The following is a 12,742-nucleotide window of genomic DNA, read 5'->3' as shown; positions in this document are numbered from 1 at the left end:
CGTGACCGACGCAGCAAACGCCGTCTCCCCGGACCCCGCGTCCATGCGCGAGCAGTACCGCGCACAGGGCCTCGCCGAGACCGACCTGGCCGCCACGCCCGTCGGACAGTTCGCGCGCTGGTTCCAGCAGGCGGCCACCGAGGCCCACCTGTTCGAGCCGAACGCCATGGTCGTCTCCACCGCGGACGCCGAGGGCCGCCCCAGCTCCCGCACGGTCCTGCTCAAGCAGTTCGACGAGCGGGGCTTCGTCTTCTACACGAACTACGACTCCCGCAAGGCGAGCGACCTCGCGCGCAACCCGTACATCTCCCTGCTCTTCCCCTGGCACCCCATGGCACGCCAGGTCATCGTCACCGGCCTCGCCCGCCGCACCGGCCGCGACGAGACCGCCGCCTACTTCCGCACCCGCCCGCACGGCTCCCAGCTCGGCGCCTGGGCCAGCGCGCAGTCCTCGGTGATCGAGACACGCGAGCAGGTGGACACCGCCTACGCCGGCCTGGCCGCCCGCTACCCCGAGGGCGAACAGGTCCCGGTCCCCCCGCACTGGGGCGGCTTCCGGGTGGCCCCGCAGACGGTGGAGTTCTGGCAGGGCCGCGAGAACCGCCTCCACGACAGGCTGCGATACGCGGCGGAGCCGGACGGAAGCTGGCGGGTGGAGCGGTTGAGTCCGTGAAGAAGCGGCTCGACGCGGCCCTACGCCCGCCCCACCACCCCGCCGAGATCCAGCGCCGCGGCGATCCGCACCGCCACATCCTCCGCGTACACCGCGTCACCGCGCTCGAACTGGCCCCTCCCAGCGCCGCGCAGGAACGTCACGACCCCGAGCGTCCGGCCCCGGCTCCGCAACACCGCGCACAGGGCGTGCACCACGTCCCCGGGCCACTGCCGGGCCGAGGCCCACTCCCGGGCCCGGTCCGCCGACACCGTCCCCACACTCGCCCGCACCGACCCCGCGCGGTCCACGCACTGCAGCGCCGGATGCCCCTCGCCGTACCGCACGGGCAGCCCGGCCGCGCCCGACGCCTGCATGCTCGGCCCGGGTGCCCCGGAGGGCGTCGCCGCGACCCGTACCAGCCGGACAGGACCGGAACCCTCGCCGTCGGCCACCGCGCCCCCGCTCACCCGGTCTATCAACGCGTGGTCGGCGAACCCGGCGAGCGCGAAGTCCAGATGGACGACGGCGGCCTCGGACGGATCCTCGCACTCGGCGGCCGCCCGGGCCGCCCGGTGCAGCTGGTTCGTCCTAAAGCGCAGCAGCGAGGCCTCCTGCTCGCTCTGCTTGGCCTCGGTCACGTCCTGGAACAGCCAGCCGACCCCCAACGGCACGGGCTCCTCAGCGAGCGGCGAGGCCAGCCGTACGAAGCCGCAGCGCCAGCAGCGCCGCTTCTCCCCGTCGGGCGTCCGCACCGCGACCCAGATCTCGGCCGGCGCCGGCGGCGCGCCCTCGGCCAGCACATGGGTGAGCGCGCTCTCCAGCTCCTCCACGCCCTGCGCGAGCAGCTCCCCGAGGGGCCGCCCCAGCACGGACGTACGCCCGACGCCCAGCGACCGGGCCGCGTGCGCGTTCACCGCGGCGGGCCGCAGATCGGCGTCGACCAGCACGACACCCCACGAGGCGTCCTCGAACAGCGCCTCGCTCAGCGCGATGGACCGCTCCAGGTCGATCTGCGTGTGCACCTCGCTGAAGGCGCAGTACACCCCGGCGGGCTTCCCGTCAGGGCCGCGCACGGCCGCGGACTGGGTCCGTACGAGCACCCGTCCGCCGTCCTTGGTCAGCAGCGCGAACTCGTGGACCTGCCGTCCGGGCGCCTGCATGGCGGACATCAGCCGCCCCTCGACCTCCTCGGCGTCCGCCGGACGTACGGCCCAGCCCGCGAACCCGTGCCGTCCCACGGCCTCGGCCGCGGTCCATCCGAGGATCCGCTCCGCCTCACGGTTCCAGTGCGTGACGACACCCTCGGCGTCGAAGGCGCACAGGGCCGCGTCCATCCCGTCCAGCAGCGCGGCGAGCAGGTCCGAACCGCCCGGGCCGTCCGGACCGGGCCCGTCCGGGCCCAGCTCGTCGGTGGTCCCACTACGCCGTGAAGCACTCACCTGGACCCCCTGCCAGCTGCCGCGTCCGTACGTACCGCACGTCGGTTCGCTCACTAACAATCATTCAACTCGAACGTGACGCAGCACACACCGGGTTCCCGCAAGATTGAGGGAATCGTTGTACGCCGGAAACGCTCCGAATCCGCTCAAACGACCCTACGGTCCGGCTCCAGCCGCAGGTCGATCCACTCGTCGCTCTCGCCGTCCAGTACATACCGGTCGACCTCGACGAACCCTCGCGCCTGTGCGAACCGCGTCCCGTCCCCATTGACGGCCAGCACACATGTCTCGATCACCCTGGCGCCGAGCACGCGCGCATGATCAAGACCCTTCTCGTACAGGGCGGTCCCGAAACCCCTCCCGCGGTAATCGGGCAGCACGCGCGCGATGACGGTCGCCACCGCGTCGTCGCCCTCGGGCGGCCGGACGGTCGAGCACCCCACGAGGGTCTCCCCGAGGTACGCGTTCTCCAGCCGGTACCGCAGAGCGCGCTCCCGCACGTCGTCGAGCCCCATGGCGGCGGGCGGAACGATCACGTTGTGCACGTACCGCCACTCCTCCGCCATCTCGTCCCCTACGACGGGTTCGATCCGCAGGTCAGCCACGATCACCACTCCCCCTCCGCGCGTACGCCTCTGTTCCTGTCCTCGTCCTGGGATCGGCGAGGCCACACATGAGCATCGAGGCAGCCGGCCCGGCCTCCCCGAAACAGCGGCGCGGGACAGACCGGCAGGACTCGACGTCATCCCGTTCGGGCAACTACAGCACTCGGCCGGAGCCCTGAGAGCCGACATCCCGGAAAACCGGTTGATCGGCGCCGGAACAGTTCCTAGTGTGTGACGCACGCCGAAGGGAGGTGATCGGGTAAATGACTGAAACCCGGACGCGCGAGGTGGCTGCGGGCTAACGGCCTGCCACCACACACAGTGCGGTGCCGGACCCGCGTGTACGAGATGCACGCAGCCGGCCAATTCAACGCAGTCACCCGACCCGCGAGCTCGCCGGTAACGTCCGGCCGGCTCCCCCGCCGCGAGGCGGAGGGACCAGAGCTCGCGGGTCGTCTGCGTTCAGCTACCGCCGGTAGAAGATCCGGTCCCCGTACTCCTCGAAGACCCGCTCGTTCCACGCCAGCCCGCCGTCGACGTTCCCCGACCGCAGCAGCGGCGGCTCGATGCCCCGCTCCGCCAGCGCGCCCGCCGCCGTGGCCATCACCGCCTGGAGCAGCGCCGAGGTCACGACCGTGGAGGCCGGGGCGAAGGGGGCCGGGACCGTGTCCAGGGACAGCTCCGCGTCGCCGGGGGCGATCTTCGAGTCGAGGACGATGTCGCAGTGGTCCTTGAGGAAGGTGCCCGAGCTGTGGCGGGGCTTCGTCTCCCTCGTGTACGCGACCGACGTGACGCCGATGACCTTCACGCCCAGCGAGCGCGCGGTCGACGCCATCTCCACGGGGAGCGCGTTGCGGCCGGAGAGGGAGATGATCACGAGGGCGTCTCCCGTGCGCAGGGGCGAGCAGTTCAGGACCGCGCTCGCGAGGCCGTCCACGCGTTCCAGGGCGGAGCCCAGGGTTGCCGGAATGACGTCGACGCCCACGGCGCCCGGCACGGTCAGCAGGTTCATGAGGGCGAGTCCGCCGGCCCGGTAGACCAGGTCCTGCGCGGCGAGCGAGGAGTGCCCGGCGCCGAAGGCGAACAGGCGGCCCCCGGCGGCGACGGTGTCGGCGAGGAGCGCCCCGGCCGCGGCGACGGCCTCGCCCTCCTCGTCGCGGACCCGCTGCAGCAGTCCGATCGCGGCGTCGAAGAACTGCCCGGCCAGCTTGCCGTCGCCGTGTGCGGAGCCCGTCTCGCCCATGCGTCATCAACCCTTCGTCGCCGTGTCGCGGATCACCGTGCGGTCTGGACCAGTGGGATGTCAATACGGCCGCGAGCCTGCTCGTAACCGCTTGGTTGCACCGGCGCGGCACGCTTGTCAGTGGTATCCGGCAGAATTGACGCCAGGGCCAGCGCACACGCCGGAAGCTGTCGTGCTTCCGGCAGATCTCATCAAGGGGCACGTATGTCCGGACTGATCGACACCACGGAGATGTATCTCCGCACCATCCTCGAGCTGGAGGAGGAAGGTGTGGTCCCCATGCGCGCCCGGATCGCCGAGCGGCTGGACCAGAGCGGGCCGACGGTCAGCCAGACCGTGGCGCGGATGGAGCGCGACGGACTGGTGTCGGTCGCCAGTGACCGGCATCTGGAGCTGACGGACGAGGGCCGGCGGCTGGCCACGCGCGTGATGCGCAAGCACCGGCTCGCGGAGTGCCTGCTCGTCGACGTGATCGGCCTGGAGTGGGAGCAGGTCCACGCGGAGGCGTGTCGCTGGGAGCACGTGATGAGCGAGGCGGTGGAGCGCCGGGTGCTGGAGCTGCTGCGCCACCCCACCGAGTCGCCGTACGGCAACCCGATCCCGGGTCTGGAGGAGCTGGGCGAGAAGGACGGCGCCGATCCGTTCCTGGACGAGGGCATGGTGTCGCTGGCCGAACTGGACCCGGGTCTCGACGGGAAGACGGTCGTCGTACGCCGTATCGGCGAGCCGATCCAGACGGACGCGCAGCTGATGTACACGCTGCGCCGGGCGGGTGTGCAGCCCGGTTCCGTGGTGAGCGTGACGGAGTCGCCCGGCGGGGTGCTGGTGGGCAGCGGCGGTGAGGCGGCCGAGCTGGAGTCGGACGTCGCCTCGCATGTGTTCGTCGCCAAGCGCTGACCGGTCGCGCGGTGGCGGAACCGGTTCTCAATTGCCGGTGTCCGTGAGGCGGTTGTGGCCTTTCCGGGGCTCGTCGAACCCAAGATTCAGTGCGCGGAATCGCAGCGCTTCGACGCTTCCCGTGCGAGGCTGTCGCGTGAGGCATATGACCTGAGGGGGCGGGCAGATGTGCCGTAGACGTATGGATGGCCCCGGCACCTTTCGGCGCCGGGGCCTGTCCTCCCCAGTGTTGACCCGGAGCCCCGAGCTCCCAGGGTCATCCCCTTCGGACCGATGTCCCCGAGCGGTCCGCCTCCCGCTGAAGATCTCCCCTCGGCGGCGGCGATCATTCCTTGCGCGAGGTCACTCGAACGAGGGGTGTTGCCGGGCGAAACCCCATTTTCGAATACGCATTCGATAATCTGGGGTGACGGGGCGCGCAGGATGTGCGCTACAGAGATGTGAGGCAGAGAAGCGGCAGACGGGGCAGACACGGCAGGCAGGCACAGCGGTCCGGGGAGCTAGGGGGGTGCCAATGGCGCGGCGCATCGACGTGACCGGGGCGGGCGGCGTACGTCTCGCGGCCTGGGAGTTCGGTGATCCTCCCAAGACCGACCCGGCCGACCGGGCGGCTCCGGCCGACTCGGCTGACCCGGCGAGGGGAGCCGCGGAGAAACGATCACCCGGGGTGCTGTTACTCCACGGCCTGATGGGCCGTGCCTCGCACTGGGCGTCCACCGCCCGCTGGCTGTCCGAGCGCTACCGGGCGATCGCGCTCGACCAGCGCGGCCACGGCCAGAGCGACAAGCCCCCTCGGGCCTCCTTCACCCGTGACGCCTATGTCGAGGACGCCGAGGCCGCCCTCGAACAACTGGGACTCGCCCCGACCGTTCTCATCGGCCACGCGATGGGTGCCCTGACCGCCTGGCAGCTCGCCGCCCGGCGACCCGACCTGGTCCGCGGGGTGATCATCTGCGACATGCGGGCCTCCGCCCTCGGCGGCGCCTCGCAGCGGGAGTGGGGCGAGTGGTTCAAGGCCTGGCCCGCCCCCTTCGCCACACTCGCCGACGTCCGCAAGTGGTTCGGCGAGGACGACCCCTGGGTGGAACGCCCCAACCCGGCGCGCGGCGAGTTCTACGCCGAGGTGATGACCGAGTCCCCCGACGGCTGGCGCCCCGTCTTCGAGCCCGAGCAGATGCTTCAGTCCCGCGAGACCTGGGTCTACGACGCCCACTGGGAGGAACTCACCCAGGTCAGGTGCCCCGCCCTGGTCGTCCGCGGCCTCGACGGCGAGCTGGGCCGGGCCGAGGCCCAGGAGATGGTCCGCGTCCTGCCCCGCGGCGAGTACGCGGAGGTCGCCGACGCCGGCCACCTCGTCCACTACGACCAGCCGGAGGCGTGGCGGGCAGCCATAGAGCCCTTCCTGGACAGCCTGGACGCCGAGGACGGCAAGGACGCCACTGACACCCCGGACGCCGCCACCGACACCAAGGACACCGGCCGGGAACCCTGACAACGGACGACCCCCGGCGGATCAACTCGACACTGTCGGCGAATCCTGGGACTGAACGTGGGTCTGGCCGGTGCCTCGGAACGGACCGCGGGCGTTGGGCCCCTACGCGTCGTCCCAGGCCATCGAGCTCATCCTCCAGCCGGCAGGTGTCAGGACGAACTGGGTGGTCTTGCAACCGGAGCCCTCGAACCACTCGCCGTTGAGGAAACCGGACTTGCGGTATTCGCTGAACCGGTGCGCGATCGACCCGAAGACTTCGGTCCGATCGGCGACTTCCCACTCGGAGAACTCCGTCAGCGTCCCGTCGGTGAGGATTTTCTCCCGGGGCTCGACGAACCCGTCGAGGTCGTAGATCACAGGCACGCCCCCGACGTTTTTGATGATCATTCCTTGTGGAATGAACACCTCTCGGACAGCTTCGACGTTCGGCCGGCTGCCACCGGTGTTGGTGAAGGCGCCGAGGAAAGCACGCATCAGCTTGTCGAGCTCGGCCTTGACGTCGGACACGGGTACTCCTCCAAAGGGCGAACGCCTCGCGCCTGATCGTCGCCTACTGCCGGCATGTCGGCCACCATCACGGCACTGAACCGATTTCGCCAACAGTGTCGATCAACTTCACCGGGGCCCGGTCGGGTGACGTCCGCGCACACCGACGTGCGCACGCCGGCGCCCGCAGGCCCCTACGTCAGGCGCCCGCGTCAGCCCTTGCTGACCGCCATCAGGATCTCCGGCAGCAGCCGGGCCGTCCGCGGCGCCGCGAGCCGCAGTCCGCCGTAGGTGATCACCGCGCCGTAGACCGCGCCGACCGGCAGCAGCAGCCAGCTCCACTCGTCGCCGTCCGCGCTGACGTTCGCCCAGATGGTCAGGGCGATCACCGGCGCGCTCAGCAGGGCGGCCGAGACCATGCCGCCGACGACGGCGGCAGCGGCGAGACCGGACTGCCCGGGGGCCACGTTCTTGTAGCCCTCCTGCGGAATGGAGTACGGGAAGCGCGCCGACGACCACGCCCCGGTCGCCAGCATCGCCCCGAGCAGCGCGAAGGACAGGCCGAGCACCTCGGGCAGCTTCGGCCAGTCGCCGATCAGCGCGGTCGTCAGGACGGTGACGAGGGTGGCGTACGGCAGGGTGATCAGCAGCAGCGCCAGGGCACGCGCGCGGAGTTCGACGTAGGCGTCCCGGGTCGAGGAGATCGTCATGGCGACCATCCAGAACGCGGACGTGTCCTGCCCGAACTGGTTGTACATCTGCACACCGAGCATGCCCGCGGCGAAGCAGGCGAAGTAGATCGAGCCGGTGCCCTGCACCGCGTTGAACACCGGCACGATCAGCCCGATGGCCAGCGACGTCACCCACGCGGCCTTCGTCTTGGGGTCGCGCCACACATAGCGCAGGCTGCGTTCCATGACGGTGCCGGTGCGCCCGGCGGGCAGCAGACGGGCGAGCCCGGTCGAACTCCGCTGCCGGGCCGCCCCCGCAGCGGAGGGGAGCGTGGAGCCGTCGGGCGAGGTCATCAGCCGGGTCAGATGACGGGCCCACAGGGCGAGCAGGCCCGCCAGAGCGGCGGCGGACAGGGCGAGTTGCAGGACGGCGATGCCGTACGACCCCTCGCTCACCGAGTCGACGGCGCCGATCGCCGACGCGGGCGGGATCCACTTCAGCACCGCCGTCGGCCCGTCCAGCTGCCCCAGACCGCCCGAACCCAGGCGCTGCGCCCCGAAGTTCACGACCTGGGCGCCGACGGCGATGATCAGCCCGCTCAGCACCGCGAGATCACGGCCCTTGCGGCTGGTCAGCAGCCGGACGTTGGCCACGGCGACCGTGCGCGCCAGGGCCACGCAGACCAGCAGTGCGAGCCCGGTCCCGAGGACGCCGACGACGTAGGCCGCACCGCCGTGCGCGACCGAGACGACGGAGCCGACGAGCAGGCAGAGCGTGAACACCGGCCCGATGCCGACGAGTGAGGCCGCGAGGAGGGCCCGTACGAGGGGTCGGGGCCGCAGCGGCAGCATCACCAGGCGGGTGGGGTCGAGGGTCTCGTCGCCGCCGGGGAAGAACAGCGGCATCACGGCCCAGCCGCCCGCCAGCACGGCGACCAGCGGGACGACGACGGACACGGCGTGCTCGTCGCCGCGCAGGGCGATGAGCCCGAGCAGCTGGAGGACGGAGAAGAGGAGCACGGCGACCGCCGAGGCGATGTAGGCGGCCCGCCGCCCGCCGGACTGCCGCAGCCCGTTCCTGAGCAGGGACAGCTTCAGCCGTACGACGACCGGGGTGATGTCCTCGGTCATCGCGCCCCGCCGCCCAGCCAGTCGAGGTCGGCACCGGTGTTCTGCCCGTGGGCGCCCACGAGTTCGAGGAAGGCGCGTTGCAGCGAGGGCGCGGTGCCGCGCACCTCGTCGAGCGGCCCGTGGGCGCGGATGCGGCCGGCGGCCATCACGGCCACCCAGTCGCACAGCGACTCCACGAGCTCCATCACATGCGAGGAGAAGACGACGGTGGCGCCGGATGCGGTGTACCGCTCCAGGACCCCCCGGATGGTCTGCGCGGAGACCGGGTCGACGCCCTCGAACGGCTCGTCGAGGAACAGCACTTCGGGATTGTGCAGCAGCGCGGCCGCCAGCCCGATCTTCTTCCGCATCCCGGTCGAGTAGTCGACGACCAGCTTGTGCTGGGATCCCGCGAGATCCAGTACGTCGAGCAGCTGGCCCGCCCGCTTGTCCACCTCGGCACCGGGCAGCCCCCGCAACCGCCCGCTGTACGCGAGCAGTTCACGCCCCGACAACCGCTCGAACAGCCGCAGCCCCTCGGGCAGGACCCCGATCCGTGCCTTCACCTCTACGGGATCCCGCCACACGTCGTGCCCGACGACGGAGACGGAGCCCTCATCGGGCCGCAGCAGCCCGGTCACCATGGAGAGAGTGGTGGTCTTCCCGGCCCCGTTGGGCCCGACGAGACCGATGAACTTCCCGGCAGGCAGTTCGAGATCAATCCCGGCAACGGCGATCTGCTGCCCGAACCGCTTCCAGAGCCCACGCACACTTACGGCCGACGTCATGAAGGTCAACCTTAGGCGTGCGCGGCCGTGATCGATGAGGCGGCTCCGCCGCGCGGGCCCGTGTCAGCGGTCTCTGCCGCACGCGTAGGCAAGCGGCGAGATCAACTCCTCGGCGTCCGGCAGCCAACGGTTGGCGGGCGTCGGACGGCAGGCCCACTGCACGGCCCCGGAAGACCCGTACCGGGTCGGAGGTGCCGCGACGAACGACCCCTCGCCCAGCACCACGAGGTCGAGCGACGTGGGAGCCCACCCCAGCTTGCGCACGAGATCCGGCACCTTGGCCGACGCGCCCGGCAACACGAAGAAGTGCATCCGACGATCGGGCGTCAGCGTCACGGGACCGAGCGTCGACTCCATGCGCTCCATGCGAGCCAGCGCGAGAAAACCGGCAGTGTCCCGGACGGAGATCGCGTCGAAGGTCCGTCCCGTCGGCAACAGGATGGAAGCGGCCGGCTGCTTGGACCACATCCGGCGCGCGACCGTCGCACTGCCGGTGGCCTGCGTCGCCCAGTCCTCCCGCGCGGGATGCGCCCCGGGTGCGGCGCACGCGCCGTCCCCGCAGGAGCAGCGCTGCACTCCGTCGACGGGTTCCAGCCAGGTACCGGGGAAGACGTCCCAGTGGCGCTCCTCGGCGTAGCGTACGGCTGTCTCCAGCAGCGATTCCCCGCGCTGCTTCGGAATCTGAGCGGCCTCGGGGCCCGCGATCGTCTCTTCCACGCTCAACACAACTCCCGCGCCCACCTCGGGTTACGGCCAGGCTCCGGCGCCGGACCGACTTCTGACTCGCGGCGCCCGCCACGCATGCTCACCGTGTTGCCGAAAGGTCCGAGCAGCTGTGCCACGAGGACCTTTCGCCGCCTTGCGGTCGCATGCGCCGGACGCCGCGAGGCCCGCCCTCAGGGCGGACGAAGCGGGTCCGACGCCACGACCTGCGCGCGCGGGGGAGGAGCATGGGTTCGGCATCTGGGGCGCATGGATGCACGTGTGGGGGCGCGCGAGAGGAACCGGGGCGTGAGCTGGGTAGCCACGAGAGGGGCAGGCTTCTGCCTTTACCCCGGCAATCCTCGCATGCCTCGCATTTTAGCTGTCTCCACGGGGCATTGATCTTCACGGCCGGAACTTTTCGTTCACACCGACCTGGTCCGGAAAGTGGAAGACACGTCAACTCGGTGCGTGGGCAGGCACCGCAGCCACAGGGGGTACGCCATGGCCGCAAGGCCTCTCGTCGCGCGGCAGCCGAACGAACGGCTGCAGGCGCTCATCCAGGAGGCGGGGTGCTCGAACGCCGGGCTCGCCCGCCGCGTCAACATGTGCGGTGCCGAACACGGCCTCGACCTGCGCTACGACAAGACGTCCGTGGCCCGTTGGCTGCGCGGACAGCAGCCGCGGGGCAGGGCGCCCGCGATCATCGCGGAGGCCCTCGGGCGCAAGCTCGGCCGTACGGTCACGATCGACGAGATCGGCATGGCCAACGGCAAGAACCTCGCCTCCGGTGTCGGGCTCCAGTTCTCGCCGACGGTACTGGGCGCCATCGAGCAGGTGTGTGAGCTGTGGCGCAGTGACGTGGGCCGCCGGGACTTCCTGTCCGGTTCCTCCGTCGCCGCGTCCGCGCTGGTCGAGCCGAGCCGCGACTGGCTGATCTCCTCGCCCGACTCGCAGGTCGCGCGCGCGGCGGGCCCCCGGGTGGGGCAGTCCGACGTGGCGGCCGTACGGGCGATGACCCAGGCCCTCGTAGACCTCGATCACCAGTACGGCAGCGGGCATGTGCGCCCGGTCGTCGTGCACTACCTCAACAGTGTGGTCTCCGGACTGCTCGCCGGGTCGTACCGGGAGGCGGTCGGGCGGGACCTGTTCGCCGCCGTCGCGCGGCTGACGGAACTCGCCGGGTACATGGCGATCGACACCGGTCAACCGGGCCTGGCCCAGCGGTACTACATCCAGGCGCTGCGGCTCGCGCAGGCGGCCGGCGACCGCGGATACGGCGGCTATGTGCTCGCCGCGTCCATGAGCCACCTCGCCGCGCAGCTCGGGAACCCGCGCGAGATCGCCCAGTTGGCGCGTGCGGCGCAGGAAGGGGCGCGGGGTCGCGTGACACCGCGCGCGGAGGCCATGTTCCACGCGGCGGAGGCCCGCGGGCACGCGCTCATGGGCGACGCGCGGGCCACCCAGGCGGCGTCCGGGCGGGCCGTGCACGCGCTGGAGGCGGCGGACCCGTCCACCGGCGACGACCCGGCGTGGATCGCGCACTTCGACGAGGCGTATCTGGCCGACGAGTTGGCCCACTGCCACCGCGACCTCGGCCAGGCCGACGCCGCGGCGCGGTGCGCGCAGGAGTCCCTGGACGGACTCCCCGAGAACAAGGCCCGCCGCCGGGCCATCGGGTACGTCCTGCTCGCCACTGCGCAGGTGCAGCAGCGCGAGATCGAACAGGCCTGCAACACCGGCCTGAAGGCGGTGGAGTTGCTGGAGAGCGTCCGCTCCAACCGGGGCGCGGAGTACCTCGACGACTTCCAGCAACGCCTTGAGCCGTTCCGGGACGAGGCGGTGGTACGGGAGTTCGGGGCCCGGCTGGACCTCCAGGCGGCGGCGTAGAGGGGGTCTTACACAGCGGATCCGGGCCCGGAACCGTCACATGATCACCAGAGAACTGTTACTGCGGTCACAGGGGCGCAGGTCACGACCTGTGCTACGTGCACCGGGCTCGGAGGACCCGGTAGCGTGAGCCGACGATTCCGAAGTTCCCCCATAAGTAGGAGTCCCGGTGACGCAGAGTGGACAGGGCGAGCAGCCCTCGGCGCGCGAAGCGCGCGAAGGCATCGTGCTGCCCTCCGACGGCGGGGAACCCCTGCTGCCGGGACGGACGGGTGGGTACGGCGATCCCCCGCAGGGCGGTTACGGCGATCCCCCGCGGGGCGGCTACGAGGACCCTGCGCAGGGTGGCCCGCCCGACGGGGCGTACGGCCGGCCCTCCGGTGACCAGGGGTACGGCCAGCCGCCCGGCGGACAGGCGTGGGGCACCGCGTGGGGCCCCGAGCAGACCCCCGCCCAGGACTGGTCGCAGCCGGCCACCCAGACCTGGGGCACTCCGCAGCAGCCCCAGTCCCAGCCGCTGCCCGCGCAGGAGGGCCAGGTGGCGGCCTACGGGGCTCCGGGTGGCGGTGTTCCGCAGCAGCCCACGGGTCCGGCGTACAACACCGATGAGCCGACGTCGTACTACCTGCCGCCGGTGGGTCAGCCGCTCCCGTCGGCCCCGGCCCCGCAGTCCCAGCCGCTGCCCGCGCAGGAGGGCCAGGTGGCGGCCTACGGGGCTCCGGGTGGCGGTGTTCCGCAGCAGCCCACGGGTCCGGCGTACAACA

At 71.4% G+C, this 12,742-nt stretch carries 11 protein-coding genes and 1 pseudogene; 5 read left to right on the top strand and 7 right to left on the bottom strand.

The genetic code is table 11. The features are described from left to right. Positions 1-43 precede the first annotated feature (43 nt). Complete coding sequence (gene pdxH, locus ACZ48Z_RS14335) at positions 44-673, top strand: pyridoxamine 5'-phosphate oxidase (RefSeq protein WP_468736339.1); 630 nt, start codon at positions 44-46, stop codon at positions 671-673. A gap of 20 nt (positions 674-693) precedes the next feature. On the opposite strand, the gene ACZ48Z_RS14330 is transcribed toward pdxH, so the two are convergent. The 3 genes from ACZ48Z_RS14330 to ACZ48Z_RS14320 form a co-directional block, all read right to left on the bottom strand. Then, the gene (locus tag ACZ48Z_RS14330) at positions 694-2,094 is read right to left on the bottom strand and encodes a PAS domain-containing protein (RefSeq protein ID WP_468736134.1); all 1,401 of its coding nucleotides are present in this window, start codon (positions 2,092-2,094) and stop codon (positions 694-696) included. Positions 2,095-2,240: 146 nt separating this feature from the next. Further along, positions 2,241-2,660: a GNAT family N-acetyltransferase gene (locus ACZ48Z_RS14325; RefSeq protein ID WP_468736338.1), complete on the bottom strand. Its 420-nt coding sequence runs from the start codon at positions 2,658-2,660 to the stop codon at positions 2,241-2,243. A 505-nt stretch (positions 2,661-3,165) separates the two neighbouring features. After that, positions 3,166-3,942, bottom strand: a complete 777-nt coding sequence (locus ACZ48Z_RS14320; protein ID WP_468736133.1) for an SIS domain-containing protein — start codon at positions 3,940-3,942, stop codon at positions 3,166-3,168. Between the two features lie 204 nt (positions 3,943-4,146). Between ACZ48Z_RS14320 and ACZ48Z_RS14315 the strand changes: the two genes are divergently transcribed. Together ACZ48Z_RS14315 and ACZ48Z_RS14310 are read left to right on the top strand one after the other, a co-directional pair. Then, positions 4,147-4,839 (top strand): metal-dependent transcriptional regulator, encoded by a 693-nt coding sequence (locus tag ACZ48Z_RS14315; RefSeq protein ID WP_468736132.1) that lies wholly within the window; start codon positions 4,147-4,149, stop codon positions 4,837-4,839. A gap of 514 nt (positions 4,840-5,353) precedes the next feature. Beyond that, positions 5,354-6,331: an alpha/beta fold hydrolase gene (locus ACZ48Z_RS14310; RefSeq protein WP_468736131.1), complete on the top strand. Its 978-nt coding sequence runs from the start codon at positions 5,354-5,356 to the stop codon at positions 6,329-6,331. A gap of 102 nt (positions 6,332-6,433) precedes the next feature. On the opposite strand, the gene ACZ48Z_RS14305 is transcribed toward ACZ48Z_RS14310, so the two are convergent. The 4 genes from ACZ48Z_RS14305 to ACZ48Z_RS14290 all read right to left on the bottom strand — a co-directional run bounded on the left by ACZ48Z_RS14305 (position 6,434) and on the right by ACZ48Z_RS14290 (position 10,112). Continuing rightward, positions 6,434-6,838, bottom strand: a complete 405-nt coding sequence (locus ACZ48Z_RS14305) for a DUF4440 domain-containing protein (RefSeq protein WP_468736130.1) — start codon at positions 6,836-6,838, stop codon at positions 6,434-6,436. 191 nt (positions 6,839-7,029) lie between these two features. After that, entirely contained in the window at positions 7,030-8,619 is a 1,590-nt protein-coding gene (locus ACZ48Z_RS14300) for a transporter (protein ID WP_468736129.1), read from the bottom strand. Beyond that, a complete protein-coding gene (locus ACZ48Z_RS14295) occupies positions 8,616-9,386 on the bottom strand; it encodes an ABC transporter ATP-binding protein (RefSeq protein ID WP_468736128.1) in 771 nt (256 codons plus the stop codon). Before ACZ48Z_RS14295 ends, ACZ48Z_RS14300 begins: the two co-directional genes overlap by 4 nt. A 63-nt stretch (positions 9,387-9,449) precedes the next feature. Next, positions 9,450-10,112 carry a bifunctional DNA primase/polymerase gene (locus ACZ48Z_RS14290; protein WP_468736127.1) on the bottom strand — a complete coding sequence of 221 codons (663 nt, stop codon included), beginning with the start codon at positions 10,110-10,112 and terminating at the stop codon, positions 9,450-9,452. A gap of 480 nt (positions 10,113-10,592) precedes the next feature. On the opposite strand from ACZ48Z_RS14290, the gene ACZ48Z_RS14285 reads away from it, so the two are divergent. Continuing rightward, the gene (locus tag ACZ48Z_RS14285; RefSeq protein ID WP_468736126.1) at positions 10,593-11,978 is read left to right on the top strand and encodes a transcriptional regulator; all 1,386 of its coding nucleotides are present in this window, start codon (positions 10,593-10,595) and stop codon (positions 11,976-11,978) included. A gap of 169 nt (positions 11,979-12,147) precedes the next feature. Further along, a pseudogene (locus tag ACZ48Z_RS14280) lies at positions 12,148-12,742 on the top strand (hypothetical protein); the annotation flags it as partial.

Source organism: Streptomyces sp. NPDC031225 (assembly GCF_055570355.1).
The sequence above is the reverse complement of the archived record's forward strand: the minus strand, read 5'-3'. Positions and strand labels throughout refer to the sequence as shown.

What these genes read in the sequence shown, in the direction of transcription:
- ACZ48Z_RS14315 (WP_468736132.1), top strand. Translation starts at nt 4,147, where the DNA reads ATGTCCGGACTGATCGACACCACGGAGATGTATCTCCGCACCATCCTC.
- ACZ48Z_RS14285 (WP_468736126.1), top strand. Translation starts at nt 10,593, where the DNA reads ATGGCCGCAAGGCCTCTCGTCGCGCGGCAGCCGAACGAACGGCTGCAG.
- pdxH (WP_468736339.1), top strand. Translation starts at nt 44, where the DNA reads ATGCGCGAGCAGTACCGCGCACAGGGCCTCGCCGAGACCGACCTGGCC.
- ACZ48Z_RS14320 (WP_468736133.1), bottom strand. Translation starts at nt 3,942, where the DNA reads ATGGGCGAGACGGGCTCCGCACACGGCGACGGCAAGCTGGCCGGGCAG.
- ACZ48Z_RS14325 (WP_468736338.1), bottom strand. Translation starts at nt 2,660, where the DNA reads ATGGCGGAGGAGTGGCGGTACGTGCACAACGTGATCGTTCCGCCCGCC.
- ACZ48Z_RS14295 (WP_468736128.1), bottom strand. Translation starts at nt 9,386, where the DNA reads ATGACGTCGGCCGTAAGTGTGCGTGGGCTCTGGAAGCGGTTCGGGCAG.
- ACZ48Z_RS14300 (WP_468736129.1), bottom strand. Translation starts at nt 8,619, where the DNA reads ATGACCGAGGACATCACCCCGGTCGTCGTACGGCTGAAGCTGTCCCTG.
- ACZ48Z_RS14310 (WP_468736131.1), top strand. Translation starts at nt 5,354, where the DNA reads ATGGCGCGGCGCATCGACGTGACCGGGGCGGGCGGCGTACGTCTCGCG.